Origin of the sequence: Psychromonas sp. MME2, from assembly GCF_040566515.1 — a bacterium.
Classification (GTDB): domain Bacteria; phylum Pseudomonadota; class Gammaproteobacteria; order Enterobacterales; family Psychromonadaceae; genus Psychromonas.
The window spans coordinates 447,160-464,081 of record NZ_JBEWXI010000012.1 but is presented as its reverse complement, the minus strand read 5'-3'; the positions used below and the strand labels follow the sequence as shown (position 1 = coordinate 464,081).

Here is a 16,922-nt window from a genome sequence, read left to right as displayed (position 1 = left end):
TCCTCGCATTTAATATCGGTATCGTTTTTATGAAAAAATTATTGTTTTCTCTTCTTCTTGTATTGTTCGTTAGTGGATGTGCGCAACGACCAGCGCCACAGATATCATCATGGCAGCAACACCAAGCGCGGTTGCAAGCGTTACATAATTGGGATTTTCACGGCAAAATAGCGTTCTTCACCACAAAGGAAAGACGCAGCTTAAATATACATTGGCAGCAAACAGGCGATGACTTTCATATTAATCTCACTACCTTTATAGGGACCACTATTTTAGACATCCAAAAAAGTGAACAAGGAACGAAGATTACCGATGATGATGGCAAAATATATTGGGGTGATGATGCACAACTGTTAATTAAACAATTATCGGGATTAACGTTACCTATTGATAACCTGCAACAATGGATTAAAGGAAACCCAAACGGTGCTCGCTATCAACTTAACGACCATAACAATGTTGCAACGCTATCTGGTCATGACTTAGAAAAAAGTGACTGGCTAGTCGAATACCAACAATATGAAGCAACACAGGGCATTAACTTGCCTTACAGCATTCAACTCAAACACCACGATTTGCGACTTAAATTTGCCATCTCTGAATGGCACATTGAATAATCTGACAACAAATCCAATGCATTTATATCCTGAACCCAATATTTATAGTGACAATAAAATATGAAAATTCAAACAATTCGTTGGCCAGCCCCTGCTAAATTGAATCTTTTTCTATATATCAATGGACAACGCCAAGATGGCTATCACGAATTACAGACCCTATTTCAATTTATCGATATTTGTGACTACTTAACTATTACACCTAATTCATCTAGTGAAATAACACTATCTGGCGCTATTGCTAATATTGCATTAGAAGACAACCTTATCTATAAGGCCGCCATGTTATTAAAAAAATCAGCGCCAAAACATCTCGGTGCGAATATTAATGTTGAAAAAAATCTACCTATGGGTGGGGGCTTAGGGGGAGGCTCATCCGATGCAGCAACGACCTTAGTGGCATTAAATTACCATTGGCAACTCCAGTTGGACAGACAACAATTAGCTAAATTGAGTATGACACTCGGGGCCGATGTCCCTATTTATTTTTGGTAAAGCCGCTATTGCAGAAGGGATTGGGGAAATATTAAGCCCAGTAACTCCAACTGAAAACTATTATCTGCTAGCCATCCCCTCATGCCATGTCTCTACGCCCCTTGTTTTTGGGGATCCAGAGCTAACACGTGATACACGTAAGCAACCCCATCAACGATTAATGCAACAGGCATGGGAAAATGATTGCCAAACTTGTGTAAAAAATAACTACCCCGAGGTTGCCAAGATAATAGAGTGGTTGGTAGAATACGCACCGACTAGGTTAACTGGAACGGGAGGATGTGTTTTTAGCACCTTTAATAATGCAAGTGAAGCCCAAGTTGTAATGGATAAAGCGCCTAAGTGGTTGAATATTCGCACCACTCAAGGTTTAAATAATTCACCACTAAATGAATTATTATCCACTCTAGATCAAAATCAACAAAATATTGTTAATTAGCATGTTGCTATTAACACAAATTCAACAGGATGACAGAGGTCCTCACAGTGCCAAATATGAAACTATTTGCAGGTAACGCCACACCCGATCTAGCACAAAAAATTGCTGATCGCCTTTTCATTAAATTAGGAAGCGCAGAAGTAGGACGCTTTAGTGATGGTGAAATTCACGTACAAATTAACGAGAATGTGCGTGGAGATGATATTTTTATCGTGCAATCGACTTGTGCCCCAACGAATGACAACTTAATGGAATTAATCGTCATGATCGATGCACTTCGTCGTGCATCAGCTGGCCGTATTACTGCTGTTATTCCTTATTTTGGTTATGCTCGTCAGGATCGTCGAGTGCGTTCAAGCCGTGTTCCTATTACAGCAAAAGTAGTCGCCGACTTTTTATCGAATGTTGGAGTTGACCGCGTATTAACGGTGGACCTTCACGCAGAACAAATTCAAGGTTTCTTTGATGTACCTGTCGATAACGTATTTGGCAGCTCTGTTCTTTTAGAAGATATGTTAGAGAAAAAACTCGATAATCCAATGATTGTATCACCTGATATCGGTGGTGTTGTTCGTGCTCGTGCACATGCGAAACTATTGGATGATGCAGACCTTGCTATCATTGACAAACGCCGTCCAAAAGCAAATGTTGCCCAAGTCATGCACCTAATTGGTGACGTTGAAGGACGTCATTGTATCATCGTTGATGATATGATCGATACTGGTGGCACCCTATGTCAAGCAGCTGCAGCCCTTAAAGAACGTGGCGCGCTTTCTGTATATGCATACGCAACACATGCCGTATTCTCAGGTAAAGCCGTTGAAAACATCAAAAACTCTGTCATTGATGAATTCATTGTAACTGACTCTATCCCGCTTTCAGATGAGCTTATTGCAACGGGTAAAGTTAAGCAATTAACATTAAGTGGCATGCTTGCAGAAGCGATTCGTCGCGTTAGTAATGAAGAGTCAATTTCAGCAATGTTCCACTACTAATTTTATAAAATTAATTTTATAAAATTGCATAACGCTTATTAGGGTAACTAATAAGCGTTTTTTTATCCTTTAAATTTGCTTTAACATTGTACAAAATAAATTTCCTACGTTATCATAGCGCGCCTTTTTTATATGCCTCTATTTCGCAGTTAGATAAGGTGGTTGTATCTGGTCGCAAGATATAACCTATTTTAAATTTGCAGAGCTACGATTTAATCACGCTCTCACTATTGGAGTTAAACCATGTCTATTAAATTAATCGCAACAGTCCGTACTGATTTAGGGAAAGGTGCGAGCCGCCGCCTTCGTCATACAGACCTTGTACCTGGAATTGTTTACGGTGCAGGCAAAGAGCCAGTATCTGTAACTTTTGAACAAAAAGAATTACGTAAAGTAGAATCTGTTGAAGCATTTTACTCTTCTGTTCTTAATGTTGAAATTGATGGTGTTTCAGAGCAAGTTGTACTTAAAGCCGTACAACGTCATGCATTTAAAGATTTAATTCAACATTTAGATCTATTACGTGTTGATGCTACTCATAAACTTCACACTATTGTTCCACTACACTTCATCAATGAAGAAACAGCTGAAGCTGTTAAAAATGGTGGTGTTGTTGCACATACAGCAAACGAACTTGAAGTAACTTGTCTACCAGCAGATTTACCATCATTTATTGAAGTAGATATCTGCAAAATGGCAATCGGTGATACCATTCATATCTCTGATTTAGTACTGCCAAAAGGTGTTGAGTCTGTTGAGCTACTAAAAGGTAGTGACCATGACCAAGCTTTAGTTTCTATCTCTCTTTCTAAAACAGCTCCGGCTGCTGAAGAAGAAACTGCTGAATAATTGTGGCAGTAGCAATTAAATTGCTTGTGGGCCTGGCTAATCCAGGCCCCGAATATGCAAACACCCGACATAATGCTGGGCAATGGTACATAAATCAACTCGCCTCCCAAGAAAATATCTCACTTAAAGCAGAAGCAAAATTTTACGGCCTCACCGGACGTATTCACTTTGCAGGTCATGATCTGCGTCTTTTGGTACCAACAACCTATATGAATTTAAGTGGCAAATCTGTTGCTGCAATGGCGAATTTTTATAATATTAAGCCAGAAGAGATCCTTGTTGCACACGATGAGCTAGACCTCCCTCCTGGTATTGCAAAATTTAAATTAGGTGGCGGTCATGGCGGCCATAATGGTTTAAAAGATATTATTAATAAACTGGGTAATAATAAGAATTTTTATCGCCTACGTATTGGTATTGGCCATCCTGGTGATAAAAATAGAGTCAGTGGTTATGTACTGGGCAAAGCCCCAAGTAGCGAACAAAATCTAATTGACCAAACTATCGATGAAGCAGCACGTTGCACCCACATATTAGGGCAAGATGGCTTAGCAAAAGCAATGAATCGATTACATAGTTTTAAAGCTGAATAGAATTATAATTAAAACCACCTCATAAATAACTAACAAAATAGGATAACAATCATGGGTTTCAAATGTGGCATAGTCGGTTTACCAAATGTTGGGAAATCAACATTATTTAACGCGTTAACTAAAGCGGGCATTGAAGCAGCTAACTTTCCATTTTGTACTATTGAGCCAAATACCGGCATCGTTCCGGTACCTGATCCGCGTCTTGATCAACTCGCCGCTATTGTAAACCCACAACGTATTTTACCAACAACCATGGAATTTGTGGATATTGCAGGTTTAGTTGAAGGTGCATCAAAGGGTGAAGGACTAGGTAATAAATTTCTCGCTAATATCCGTGAAACCGATGCAATAGGTCACGTAGTACGCTGTTTCCAAGATGATAATATTATCCATGTTGCAGGAAAAATTGATCCTAAAGGCGATATCGAAACAATCAATACAGAACTCGCATTAGCAGATTTAGAAAGTTGTGACCGTAGTATTTTACGTATCGCTAAAAAAGCGAAAGGCGGCGATAAAGACGCAAAATTCGAACTGCCTGTTTTAGAGAAGATTAAAGCCCACCTTGAAAATGATGGCATGGTTCGAGGATTAGCGTTAGAAAAAGAAGAAAAACAAGCCGTTGCTTATCTTAACTTTCTCACTGGCAAGCCAACAATGTATATTGCCAATGTAAGTGAAGATGGTTTTGAAGATAATGAATATTTAGACATCGTACGTGAAATTGCAGAAAAAGAAGGATCGGTTGTCGTGCCTGTATGTGCCGCGATTGAATCGGAAATTGCCGAACTCGACGAAGAAGATAAAAAAGAGTTTTTAGAAGGTATAGGTCAAGAAGAAGCAGGATTAAATCGTGTTATCTATAGCGGCTATCAACTATTACACTTACAAACCTACTTTACAGCAGGTGTTAAAGAAGTGCGTGCTTGGACGGTAAAAATAGGTGCGACAGCACCACAGGCAGCAGGCGTTATTCATAGTGATTTTGAGCGTGGTTTCATTCGTGCAGAAGTGATTGGATTTGATGACTTTGTACAATTTAAAGGTGAATCTGGTGCTAAAGAAGCAGGAAAATGGCGCTTAGAAGGCAAAAATTACGTTACTCAAGATGGTGATGTGATCCACTTCCGCTTTAACGTTTAAGTAAGCGTTAAATTGAAATAATTTAAAAGCAACCTCGGTTGCTTTTTTTATATACGTAATTTGAGGTTTTTAACTGTGACCGAATTTGAAAAAATGCAATTAAATATAGAATGGGATGATTTTGATCCCGAATTGCTGGCAATGCGAGAACAAGCATTTAATCTATTGCAGCGAATCAATCAAAATACACTACAAAATAGCAGACCATTTTTTATGAGATTATTAAAAAAAATGGCTGAAACAAGCTATATTTATCCTCCATTTCACTGTGAATATGGAAAAACAATCTCAATCGGTGAAAAAACATTTATCAACATGGGGGCAATGATGCTAGATAATGCACCAATAACCATTGGTAAGCATGTTCTCATTGGCCCCAATGCACAATTCTATACCCCTTCTCACCCGCTCGATTATCGTCAACGTAGAGAGTGGAAAACAACTTGCCTGCCCATTGTTGTCGAAGATGATGTTTGGATTGGCGGTAATGTCGTTATCTGCCAAGGAGTAACAATAGGAGCGCGTTCTGTCGTTGCAGCAGGCTCAGTAGTAACCAAAAATGTTGCAGCAGATACAATGGTCGGCGGTCAACCCGCTAAATTAATTAAACGGTTAGATAAATAGCCTAAACATATTTACATCACGCTGCGCTTTTAAAGCCAATAAAAGCGCTATAGACGCCTTTCCCTCTCTATTTCATATCTTACTCATATTCACATCGTAACGCGCTTGTCGTTAACAAATAGAATGGCACCTTGTGTTGCGTGACCGCTGCAAACTTATTTGTGATGAGAATGCTATTTAAGAAAAGTATTCGCTATTGAAAATTGCACTTTATCTGTTTAAAATAAAAACAACTTGTCTAGCATTTAAGCAAACGAAAGAAAAATAACTTTTTTTCTCAAAAATCAGTTGACGACAATCATCGATATCCGCATAATGCGCCCCATCGAAACGTTGCTGGTAACAGACAAGGTTGAGATTCAAAGTAAAATGGCTACATAGCTCAGCTGGTTAGAGCACATCACTCATAATGATGGGGTCCCAAGTTCAAATCTCGGTGTAGCCACCATTTACTTTTAGTTGCGGAAATGGCGGAATTGGTAGACGCGCTAGATTTAGGTTCTAGTATCGTAAGGTGTGAGAGTTCAAGTCTCTCTTTCCGCACCATTCTTTATTTAATAAAGAATTACCTATAGAGAATTCACTCTTAAAAAATAACAGTTGGGATATCGCCAAGCGGTAAGGCACCGGGTTTTGATCTCGGCATTCAGAGGTTCAAATCCTCTTATCCCAGCCACTTTCACTAATTTGTGTAAACAAATTGGTAAACTTGAAGAAGTATAAACTTACAACTGGGATATCGCCAAGCGGTAAGGCACCGGGTTTTGATCTCGGCATTCAGAGGTTCAAATCCTCTTATCCCAGCCACTTTTTTGCGGAATTGGCGGAATTGGTAGACGCGCTAGATTTAGGTTCTAGTATCGAAGGGTGTGAGAGTTCAAGTCTCTCATTCCGCACCATTCTTTATCGAGATAAAGAAATAAATTAACCAGCTTATTGCTGGTTTTTTTATGCCTGTAAGAAAATGAAAGGAAGAAAGCTAAGATAGGTTCAGCTATTCCTTAAAGAACGCGAAGGGTGTAAAAACTCAACTCTCTCATTCCGCACCATTCTTTATCGAGATAAAGAAATAAATTAACCAGCTTATTGCTGGTTTTTTTATGCCTGTAAGAAAATGAAAGGAAGAAAGCTAAGATAGGTTCAGCTATTCCTTAAAGAACGCGAAGGGTGTGAGAGTTCAAGTCTCTCATTCCGCACCATTCTTTATCGAGATAAAGAAATAAATTAACCAGCTTATTGCTGGTTTTTTTATGCCTGTAAGAAAATGAAAGGAAGAAAACTAAGATAGGTTCAGCTACTACAATTTATTGCAATTGCTAATCATTCCTATTCTAATCAATTGCTCTAATTGCTTTTTTTAAAAAATTTGATTTATCTTGAAAAGCTTGTTTCACTTGTGCTTTTTTAGCCGCATATAATTGGCTCTCAACGGCAACGAGCTCTTGAAAGAGCCAACCTCGAATCATCATGTAATATCGGGAATCTGTTCCATAAGCTACGATAATCTGTAACGACTGCTTTTCATCGAAAGTATCTAGTGCTATTTGGATTTTTTGTACCATTCGCCCTATTTGATAGGTATTATTATTATTTTCAGAATCTATAATTTGTGCTGCATTACTACTATTAATATAAAAAGATAAACAGAGTAATAAACAGTAACTAAATACATTTTTATTCATCATTGCTAATTCCTCGTTATAATATTTTTTATATTTTGAAAGCGATATTAACGTTCATAACATGTTAAATTACAACGCTAATTTATTGTTTAGAGTATTACCGCATGATCCTTGAAAAAAACTGGCGTATTTTAACCATTGGCGATGGTGATTTATCATTTTCCAATGCATTGCAAACAACCTATGGACCTGCAACGCTAACAGCCACGGTTTATGATTCTCTAGAAGCGATGCGTGATAAATATGATGACCTATTTTATCAACAACTCACAGAAAATAAGATTCAAGTATTATTTGAATTTGACGTTACCGCCCCTAAAACGTGGCAGGGGTTAACAAAACATAGCTTTGATCTGGTCATATTTCAATTTCCATTACTACCTGGATTCAAATCCTTAGAAGAGTATAAAGCACGCTGTAATGGCATTAATGTTAATACCTTAAATAGAGCTTTATTACGCAGTTTTTTAGTACATTCTTTTGCACATTTTCTTGATCCCAAAGGTCAACAGCTCTGTTTTATAACCTCTAAAGATGTCAATCCATACCGCCAGTGGAATATAGAAAATGCCTTACATATTGATACCGATATTCACTATCTCGGGTCAAGCCCCTTTAATATAGATAATTTCCCAAATTACAGAGTGCGTAACGTAGATCGTGATAAACATGTCAAGGATACAAGAGGGATCACCTATGCATGGAGTCTACACAAAAATCATTCACTCGCTAAACAGCTAACGCCGGCAATGTATCAACTAAATAATTGTTGCTCTATGTGTCAAGTCGGCCCATTTATTAATGAGGTTGACCGAAACAAACATAATAATTCAGTGAAACATAAAAAGATGGTCGAATTTGAAAAACTATGGGCAATAAAGTTATCGGAGTAACTTCCCTGCCCAGTACTTATTTTTTCGCCTGTAACGCATGGAAAACCGCCATTTGCTCTTCGCTGGCGGGTTGTTGATGCTTCTCTTTCCATTGCTCATAAGGCATACCGTAAACATGTTCTCTGGCCTGCTCATAATCAAGGGAAAGGTCAGACAATTTAGCCTCTTCAACCATCCATTTGGATAAACAATTGCGACAAAATCCGGCCAAATTCATTAACTCAATATTTTGTACATCCTTGCGACTATCTAGGTGTTTTAATAGTTGTCGAAATGCAGCCGCTTCAATTTTAATTTGTTCTTCACTAGTCATGCTTATTCCTTTTTATCATAATTATTAACTATCATAGCTTGAAGCCCTGAATATTCTCAGAAAAATTTATACAATTGTTATATAGCCATGTTACCTCAAGATGCTTTGTCTGACATATTGAAGTATCATGGATATAGGGTACTAGGTGTTAAACATTGTCTCACTTGCAAAGTAAAACGACTTTACAAAAGTTATTTATCATTTGTCAGTGTTAGCTTTTAATAGGAAATTATTTATGCAGTTAAAATCCAGCCAATCTCAAGGATTATTACTTTTCAAATTATCCGCGTTACAAAGCTTCGCACTAGGCACGCTAAAAATACAAGAAATAATCCCTTTTCAACCATTAACTCAACTTCCCAATGCACAAGCTGATGTCATTGGAGCAGCGAGTTTCCGTGGCATGACACTTTCGGTGATTGATATTGCTGCCGCGGTGGGGTTCCTGCAATCCCAATTGAAGAAAGAAAAGATTGTGTGATCATTATTACCGATTGTAGCCGTATGAAAGTCGGTTTTTTAGTACGTAAAATAGAGCGAATTATCGAATGTAATTGGCGAGACATCGCTCCACCACCAGCATCATTAGGCAATAGAAGTTATATCACTGGAATCACTCATTTTGAAAACAAACTCATACAATTATTAGATGTTGAGTTATTGCTTTCGCAGGTTTTTCCGAGTCAAGATGAAAAAAATGTCACAATCAATGGTATGCAAAAAGGCTTTTTACAAAATAAAAATATCCTTTTGGTGGATGACTCCGCTGTCGCTCGTAAACAGCTTGAACAGGCATTAACTAATATTGATGTGCCCTTTAAAGTCTGTACCAACGGGATGGATGCATTGGAGATCATAAAAAAACTCGCAAAGACAACCAATGCCATTGATATTCTAGTGAGTGATATTGAGATGCCCGGATTAGATGGCTATGAGTTAACCTTTGAAGTCCGCAGTATGGCTGATATTCCGCAACCCTATATTATTTTACACTCCTCTCTATCGAGTAAAATGAGTGTATCTCAGGCAACACAAGTGGGAGCCAATGAGGCTCTCACTAAATTTGCAGCACAGGCGTTGGTAGATGCCATGTTAAGGGCCAATAGTGATAACAAATAGCCTTTACTATTCATTTAAAAGGCTCTCTTGAGCCTTTTATTGCAGTTTAACCTACTACTCTTTTAAGCGAATACCCTTTTCTTCAATATCAATCAAATGACTGCGATATAGCTGACCAATCGATTTTTTGAAATTACCCTTACTCATTTTTAATATTTTAGCAATTTGCTCAGGGGAGCTTTTATCGGAAAGTTGTAAGAAACCTTGGTGTACCTTCATTGTTTGCAGAATTCGTTCCGCCAATGCATCAACCTTCGCATAACCCACCTTTGTCAGACCAACATCAATTTTTCCATCTTCACGGATCTGTTTGATATAACCAACGCATTTTTTACCAATGCCCATTTCACCAAAAACTTCACTTTCAAATAAAACTCCCCAGTGTTTATTGTTGATAATTGCTTTAAAACCTAAATCGGTTTTATCGGCAATCAACAACTCAACTCTCTCACCCACTTTATAGTTAACGGGCTCCTTATCTAAAAATCGATCTAATTTCGATGAAGCAACTAGCCGCTCACTAATATCGTCTTGATACACATAAACAATGTAACCAAAGCCCACTTTCATAGGAATTTTTTGTTGATTAAAAGGCACTAAAAGGTCTTTAGGTAAGCCCCAATCTAAAAAAGCCCCCGCTCTATTAGTATCAATCACCTTCAATGACGCAAACTGTCCGACTTCCGCTTTCGCTTTTTGGGTGGTAGCAATCAGTCTATCTTCTGAATCAAAATATAAAAAAACAGTGACTTTATCACCCACTTTCATTGCATCTGTAATATAGCGTTTAGGGAGTAATATTTCCCCTTCAGACCAACCATCTAAGTAAAAACCAAAATCAACACGCTTAATAATAGTCAGCTCGTTATAAGCACCTATTTTGACCATAAATTTCTCTTTATTTTAAATTTCAATTAATCATTCAGCGCTGATAATTAAACATCAGTCGCTAAATGCTGTTTCGGTTTATCTAGCACAGCCACCGTCAGGCGCGAACAACAGAGCAGTTGCGCCCTTTCATTAACAATTTCAATATCCCATACTTGTGTAGTACGTCCAATGCGTAGCGGGCGTGCAATTCCCGTAACAATGCCTTGCTTTGCACTACGTAAATGGCTTGCATTTACCTCTAAACCGACGCAAATTTTATTTTCTGATACGGTAAGATTAGCGGCCACACTGCCTAATGTTTCCGCTAACACCACGGAAGCGCCGCCATGTAACAAACCATGAGGTTGATGCGTTCTCGCATCAACGGGCATGGTTGCTTGTAAAAAATCATCGCCGATTTGCGTATAAAAAATCCCCAAATGGGCAATAATGGTATTTTCACTGAGCTTATTTAAACGCGCTAAATCGGTGTTTTTTTTCCAAATTGCCATAATGTTTTACCAACTTATTATAGAATAGACAATAAAGCTTGTACTGGATGTTTTAGCGTCTGCCCTTCTATGCGTTTTACTTGACTACGGCAAGAATACCCCGTTGCCAAACAACGACTGCGGTCACGCTTCGCTATCTCCCTTTCCCAACTCAAACTATAAATAGCTTTAGAATCGCTTAAATGCCCCGCATCATGACCATAGGTTCCCGCCATACCACAACAACCAACGGGCACATTCGTTAATGTTGCACCATAGTGTTTAAATATTTTAGCCCAATCACTGCTTGATGTCGGCTCAGCGGTCACTTCTGTACAATGACCAAATAGGAAAAACTGTTCATTGCTTTGAGGACGTTCGGCTTCGCCTAATCGAGGCAATAACCATTCTTGAAATAGATGCACGTTAAAGTCACCACGCTTATCTCCCAAGGCATGTTTATATTCATCACGGTAGCAGAGCACCATCGCAGGATCAGTACCGAGCATCGGAATATTTAATTGTGCCATTTGATTAAGAAAGGCAGCCGAGTCCTCTGCAGTTTTCGCAAACTGACTTAAAAAACCCTTAATATGCTGCGGCTTACCATTAGGTTTAAAGGGTAACAGTAACGGCTTATAACCTAGCTTTTTAATCGTTAATAATAGGTCTCGTACCACATCAGCATCATAATATGTGGTAAAAGGATCCTGTACGACTAATACGTAAGATTCACGTTCGGCGTCTGATAATACCTGTAATTTTTGTAAATCAAACTCACTAATATCATGTTGTTTAACGGACGACTTCAGTGTCGGTGAGGATAATAAAGGAATATCCACCATACCAACAAATTTCTCAGTTAGTGTCGCCGTCAATTTCATCTTCATAAAAAAGTTAAAGAAATTCGGCATTTTCCCCATCAAAGGTGCATAGGTTTCAACATAGGCAACAAAATAATCCTTTAACGGACGTAAATAACGGTTATGGTAAAGGTGCATAAAACGCGCACGGAAAGTCGGTACATCAACCTGAATAGGACACTGACTCGTACAAGCCTTACAGGCCAAACAGCCCTGCATAGCTTCCATCACTTCATGGGAGAAATCATATTCACCTTTACGTTTTGCGACTGTGTTGAAAAACTTTTTAAAGACAGTGGCATTTTTACCCGCGTAAAGATTGCTCTCCAATTGCAATACATCAATATCATTGTTAGCTAATTGACGCAGCCATTCACGCATCAAACCCGCTCGCCCTTTAGGTGAATGACGACGATCTTTAGTCACCTTCACCGACGGACACATCGGTGAACTGGTATCGTAATTAAAACATAAGCCATTACCGTTACAGTCGATACTCTCTTTAAAACTTTCACGCACTTTAATGGGAATTTGACGGTCGAAGGTGCCACGTTTTAGCGCATCAACACTTACCAATGATTCCATTGAATTAAGTGGAGTACAAATTTTACCCGGATTAACACGGTTATTTGGGTCAAATGCCGCTTTAATTTTACGCAGTTCAGTAAATAACTCTTCACCAAAAAACTCAGGGCCATACTCACTGCGAAAACCTTTACCATGCTCTCCCCACATCAACCCTTTATATTTTGCTGTTAAAGCCACCACCTTATCGGAAATATTGCGCATCATTTTTTCTTGTTCAGGATCGCACATATCTAAGGCGGGGCGAACATGCAACACCCCCGCATCAACATGACCAAACATACCGTAATGGAGATTATGTTCATCAAGCAGTTGACGAAACTCAATGATATAGGCCGCTAAGTTTTCTGGTGGCACACAGGTATCTTCGACAAAGGCAATCGGTTTTGCGCTGCCTGCTGTATTACCTAACAGCCCCACCGCTTTTTTACGCATGCCATAGATGCGATTAATATCAGCTAAATCATCACAGATTTGATAACCGATCACGCCATCTTCTTGATTTGCAATCAAGGCATCTAGTTTAGCGGCTAATGCGGCCACTTTTTGTGCCTGTATTTGTGCATCTTCTTCAACAAATTCAACGATATTTAAACCATCAACACACTTCCCAGGGACGTCAGCAATAAGCTCACTAACGCTGTGCCACACGATATCTAACTTCGCTAAATTCATCACCTTAGAATCAATTGTTTCCACGGATAACGCATTGGCATTAACCAAAAATGGCGCATGTTGTAATGCCGATTGGAAACTATCGTACTTAACATTAAAAAGCGTACGGTAAGTCGGAATTTTTTGAATGTGTAATTTAGCTTCGGTGATAAAAGCAAGCGATCCTTCCGCACCACACAAAATACGCGTTAAATCCACCGTGCCCGTTTCTGCATCATAAACGTGTTTTAGGTCATATCCCGTTAAAAAGCGATTTAATTTTGGAAAAGCATCGCTGATTTTCTGTTGCTTAGTAGCACAAGTTTCTAAAATTTGACGGTAAATTTTACCGATACTATCATCTCGCCCCCTCAGTTCAACTAGCTCGGCACCTTTAATAGGGGCGCTATTTAAGAGAGCCCCATCAACTAAAACAGACTGCAGCGCTAATACGTGATCACTGGTTTTACCATAAACTAAAGAGCCTTGCCCTGAAGCATCACAACTTACCATTCCGCCAATTGTCGCACGGTTACTGGTTGATAATTCAGGGGAAAAGAACAAGCCATAGGGACGCAAATAGGCATTGAGTTGATCTTTAACCACCCCAGTTTGTACACGTACCCAACCTTCTTTTTCATTTAATTCAAGAATATTGTTCATGTAACGGGATAAATCTAGAACAAGGTCATTGCTCAATGATTGTCCATTGGTCCCCGTACCACCACCGCGAGGTGAAAAACGAATATCAGCAAACTCATCTTGCTGTGCAAGCTGACAAATTTCGACAATATCCTGCGTAGATTTAGGGAAAAGAACCCCCTGCGGTAAGCACTGATAGACGCTATTATCCGTTGCAACAGCTAAACGACTCGCATAGCTTTTTTCAATATCGCCGCTGTAATCCGTGCGACTTAACGCTTCTAAGAAAGCAAAGTAATCTTTTTTAATATTTTCTTGATGGGTTAATTTGGGGATCATGTCTAAAGCACCCTAGTCCGTTATTGGTTTGTATATTTCAGATAAAAATAGTTGCGCATAATAGCACATATTTATCGCAGCTTGGGGAGAAAAAATCACCTCCCCATTAAGAAAAAGAGTGCCAAGATGCAAGATATAAAATTGAACTACCGTTATTCTACATAGCAATTTTACAACAAAGCTGATCAGGACGATTTACGGGGCCGCAGCGAGCAAACCAGTGCTGCGTAACACGCGAAAGGTGAGGAGCAACAACTTCATTAAAATTTTGATATGATCTATTTGCGCCCTTTATTAACAATACAGAAATGACCACGCTTAGTACGCCATTTTGAACATGTTTCACACTTCGCTGCCTAAGCCATCATCCTTGTTGTTATTCATGTTACCGGATCTCGATAAATATTGGGCTGCCAAATCTGCATTAGCATCTCAGGGTTTTCAATTTCCTTAAAACCAAACTGCGAATATAGCCCATGTGCATCACGTGTTGCGAGTACCATACGCCTTAGCCCTTGTAGCTCGTGATGTTCAATGATTGTTTTCAACAGCCACTTACTTAGCCCCTGCCCACGATAGGTTTCAAGGATAAAAACATCAGCAAGGTATGCAAATGTCGCTTTATCTGTAATTAACCGCGCAAAACCGACTTGTGCCCCCTGACTATCAAAGACAGCAAAGCAAAAAGAGTTAGCGATAGATTTTTTTAACGTCTCTTTAGGAATACCTATCGCCCAATAACTTTGAGAGATGAATTGATAAATAACCTCAAAATCCAACTCGTTATTATTTGTACTTATTCTAAATCCCTTCATTGTATCTTCCTAAGTTAACCTATCATGGAGATCTATACTTTTACTTTATCAAAGAACGGCCATGGATGAGTAATACCAACTCCGGTAAGTATGTGATCTAAATTTTGCGTAGGAAAAACAGCTTAATTCAAGGCGTAATTTGACGTAAATGGTTATTCCCTTTGCGAAAATTACAACGCAGCAGTAAGTTGTTTTAACCAGTAAAATAGATCAGCTATTTATCGGAATTGGTATAATGATATGAAAAGTAAAAAGGCGCAATAAGCGCCTTTATTCATCATTAATGGTGGTAAGTTACCCTATTCCCATTCAATGGTGGCAGGCGGTTTACCTGAAACATCATAAACAACGCGTGAAATACCATCAATTTCATTAATAATACGATTTGATACATGACCAATTAGTTCATAGGGTAGATGAGACCAACGAGCCGTCATAAAGTCTATCGTTTCCACACAACGTAAAGAGACAACCCAATCATATTTACGGCAGTCACCCATTACCCCAACCGAGCGCACAGGCAAAAAGACAACAAAAGCCTGACTTACCTTATGGTACAAATCGGCTTTGTGTAACTCTTCAATAAAAATAGCATCGGCACGGCGTAGTAGATCACAATACTCTTTCTTCACCTCACCTAATACGCGCACCCCTAAACCAGGCCCAGGGAATGGATGACGATAAAGCATATCGTAAGGCAAACCTAATTCTAAGCCGATTTTACGTACTTCGTCTTTAAACAACTCACGAAGCGGCTCAACCAGTCCCATTACCATATCATCGGGTAACCCCCCCACATTATGGTGAGATTTAATAACATGTGCTTTGCCATTTTTAGAAGCGGCAGATTCAATCACGTCAGGGTAAATCGTTCCCTGAGCCAACCACTTAGCATTTGCAAGTTTTTTAGATTCTTCATCGAAAATTTCAACAAAGACACGACCAATAATTTTACGTTTCGCTTCAGGCTCACTGACACCTGCCATTTGCTCAAGAAAACGATGTTCAGCATTAACATGAATGATGTTTAACCCGAAATGGTCGCCAAACATCTCCATTACCTGTTTGCCTTCATTTAAACGCAACAGGCCATTATCAACGAACACACAGGTCAGTTTATTACCAATCGCACGTTGCAGTAACATAGCAACCACGGAAGAATCAACACCGCCAGAAAGACCAAGAATAACTTCATCATCACCAATTTGCTCTTTCATACGAGCAACGGCATCATCAATAATCGAAGCCGGTGTCCATAGCGTTTCACAGCCACAAATATCAACAACAAAGTTACGCAACATACGTTCACCTTGGCGAGTATGTGTAACCTCGGGGTGAAATTGCACACCATAAAAATGCTTTTCTTCATTGGCAATGGCAGCGAACTGACATGTTGCCGTATTAGCGACAGCGACAAAATCAGAGGGAATAGCTGAGACTTTATCACCGTGGCTCATCCAAACATCTAATAATGCATTGCCACTTGGCGCTACCGCATCTTCAATCGACTTAAATAATTCACAGGCAGCTTGCACTTCAACTTGCGCGTAACCAAACTCCCCCTCACCTTCACCCTTGATAACCGCACCACCTAACTGTTGTGACATGGTTTGCATGCCGTAGCAAATGCCTAATACAGGGACTCCGGCCGTAAATACATATTCAGGCGCACGCGGTGAGCCTTGTTCAGTCACACTTTCAGGACCACCCGCTAAAATAATACCGTTAGGGCTAAATTCTTTGATATCTTCTTCGTTAACATCCCAGCTCCAAAGCTCACAGTACACTCCAATTTCACGAATACGACGGGCAATTAATTGTGTGTATTGAGAACCAAAATCTAATATTAGAATTCGCTGTTCATGAATGTTTTTGCTCATTGAAAAATCCTTGCATATAAA

General features: G+C 39.2%; 14 protein-coding genes, 5 tRNA genes and 2 pseudogenes. 14 read left to right on the top strand and 7 right to left on the bottom strand.

All coding sequences use genetic code 11. The features are described from left to right. Positions 1 to 29 precede the first annotated feature (29 nt). From lolB to AB1A03_RS12630, 12 genes and pseudogenes are all read left to right on the top strand, one after another. Positions 30 to 617 carry a lipoprotein insertase outer membrane protein LolB gene (gene lolB / locus AB1A03_RS12690; RefSeq protein ID WP_354624999.1) on the top strand — a complete coding sequence of 196 codons (588 nt, stop codon included), beginning with the start codon at positions 30 to 32 and terminating at the stop codon, positions 615 to 617. Between the two features lie 60 nt (positions 618 to 677). Beyond that, positions 678 to 1,551, top strand: a pseudogene (gene ispE, locus AB1A03_RS17380) (4-(cytidine 5'-diphospho)-2-C-methyl-D-erythritol kinase). 47 nt (positions 1,552 to 1,598) lie between these two features. Continuing rightward, positions 1,599 to 2,546, top strand: a complete 948-nt coding sequence (locus AB1A03_RS12675) for a ribose-phosphate pyrophosphokinase (protein ID WP_354624996.1) — start codon at positions 1,599 to 1,601, stop codon at positions 2,544 to 2,546. 243 nt (positions 2,547 to 2,789) lie between these two features. Then, positions 2,790 to 3,395: a 50S ribosomal protein L25/general stress protein Ctc gene (locus tag AB1A03_RS12670; RefSeq protein WP_354624995.1), complete on the top strand. Its 606-nt coding sequence runs from the start codon at positions 2,790 to 2,792 to the stop codon at positions 3,393 to 3,395. 2 nt (positions 3,396 to 3,397) lie between these two features. Beyond that, on the top strand, positions 3,398 to 3,988 hold the full coding sequence (gene pth, locus AB1A03_RS12665; protein ID WP_354624994.1) for an aminoacyl-tRNA hydrolase: 591 nt from the start codon (positions 3,398 to 3,400) through the stop codon (positions 3,986 to 3,988). 51 nt (positions 3,989 to 4,039) lie between these two features. Next, positions 4,040 to 5,131 carry a redox-regulated ATPase YchF gene (gene ychF, locus AB1A03_RS12660; protein WP_354624993.1) on the top strand — a complete coding sequence of 364 codons (1,092 nt, stop codon included), beginning with the start codon at positions 4,040 to 4,042 and terminating at the stop codon, positions 5,129 to 5,131. Between the two features lie 75 nt (positions 5,132 to 5,206). Next, positions 5,207 to 5,755 carry a sugar O-acetyltransferase gene (locus AB1A03_RS12655; protein WP_354624992.1) on the top strand — a complete coding sequence of 183 codons (549 nt, stop codon included), beginning with the start codon at positions 5,207 to 5,209 and terminating at the stop codon, positions 5,753 to 5,755. A gap of 371 nt (positions 5,756 to 6,126) precedes the next feature. Further along, positions 6,127 to 6,203, top strand: a tRNA-Met gene (locus AB1A03_RS12650). A gap of 13 nt (positions 6,204 to 6,216) precedes the next feature. Beyond that, positions 6,217 to 6,301, top strand: a tRNA-Leu gene (locus AB1A03_RS12645). Between the two features lie 55 nt (positions 6,302 to 6,356). Continuing rightward, positions 6,357 to 6,431: transfer RNA gene (locus AB1A03_RS12640), tRNA-Gln, on the top strand. 56 nt (positions 6,432 to 6,487) lie between these two features. Next, positions 6,488 to 6,562: transfer RNA gene (locus AB1A03_RS12635), tRNA-Gln, on the top strand. Between the two features lie 7 nt (positions 6,563 to 6,569). Then, positions 6,570 to 6,654: transfer RNA gene (locus tag AB1A03_RS12630), tRNA-Leu, on the top strand. A 432-nt stretch (positions 6,655 to 7,086) separates the two neighbouring features. On the opposite strand, the gene AB1A03_RS12625 is transcribed toward AB1A03_RS12630, so the two are convergent. Continuing rightward, a complete protein-coding gene (locus AB1A03_RS12625; protein ID WP_354624991.1) occupies positions 7,087 to 7,440 on the bottom strand; it encodes a hypothetical protein in 354 nt (117 codons plus the stop codon). A 101-nt stretch (positions 7,441 to 7,541) separates the two neighbouring features. On the opposite strand from AB1A03_RS12625, the gene AB1A03_RS12620 reads away from it, so the two are divergent. Beyond that, positions 7,542 to 8,330 (top strand): class I SAM-dependent methyltransferase, encoded by a 789-nt coding sequence (locus AB1A03_RS12620; protein WP_354624990.1) that lies wholly within the window; start codon positions 7,542 to 7,544, stop codon positions 8,328 to 8,330. Positions 8,331 to 8,346: 16 nt separating this feature from the next. On the opposite strand, the gene AB1A03_RS12615 is transcribed toward AB1A03_RS12620, so the two are convergent. After that, entirely contained in the window at positions 8,347 to 8,643 is a 297-nt protein-coding gene (locus tag AB1A03_RS12615; RefSeq protein ID WP_354624988.1) for a DUF1244 domain-containing protein, read from the bottom strand. Between the two features lie 235 nt (positions 8,644 to 8,878). Here AB1A03_RS12615 and AB1A03_RS12610 point away from each other — a divergent pair. After that, positions 8,879 to 9,762, top strand: a pseudogene (locus tag AB1A03_RS12610) (chemotaxis protein). A gap of 54 nt (positions 9,763 to 9,816) precedes the next feature. On the opposite strand, the gene AB1A03_RS12605 reads toward AB1A03_RS12610, so the two are convergent. From AB1A03_RS12605 to guaA, 5 genes are all read right to left on the bottom strand, one after another. Beyond that, positions 9,817 to 10,650, bottom strand: coding sequence for a CvfB family protein (locus tag AB1A03_RS12605; protein WP_354624986.1), 834 nt, complete (start codon positions 10,648 to 10,650; stop codon positions 9,817 to 9,819). Between the two features lie 47 nt (positions 10,651 to 10,697). Beyond that, a complete protein-coding gene (locus AB1A03_RS12600) occupies positions 10,698 to 11,144 on the bottom strand; it encodes a hotdog fold thioesterase (RefSeq protein ID WP_354624985.1) in 447 nt (148 codons plus the stop codon). A gap of 17 nt (positions 11,145 to 11,161) precedes the next feature. Next, a complete protein-coding gene (gene ydiJ, locus AB1A03_RS12595; RefSeq protein WP_354624984.1) occupies positions 11,162 to 14,206 on the bottom strand; it encodes a D-2-hydroxyglutarate dehydrogenase YdiJ in 3,045 nt (1,014 codons plus the stop codon). Positions 14,207 to 14,586: 380 nt separating this feature from the next. Continuing rightward, positions 14,587 to 15,021: a GNAT family N-acetyltransferase gene (locus AB1A03_RS12590; protein ID WP_354624983.1), complete on the bottom strand. Its 435-nt coding sequence runs from the start codon at positions 15,019 to 15,021 to the stop codon at positions 14,587 to 14,589. Between the two features lie 299 nt (positions 15,022 to 15,320). Beyond that, the gene (gene guaA / locus AB1A03_RS12585) at positions 15,321 to 16,901 is read right to left on the bottom strand and encodes a glutamine-hydrolyzing GMP synthase (protein WP_354624982.1); all 1,581 of its coding nucleotides are present in this window, start codon (positions 16,899 to 16,901) and stop codon (positions 15,321 to 15,323) included. Positions 16,902 to 16,922 lie beyond the last annotated feature (21 nt).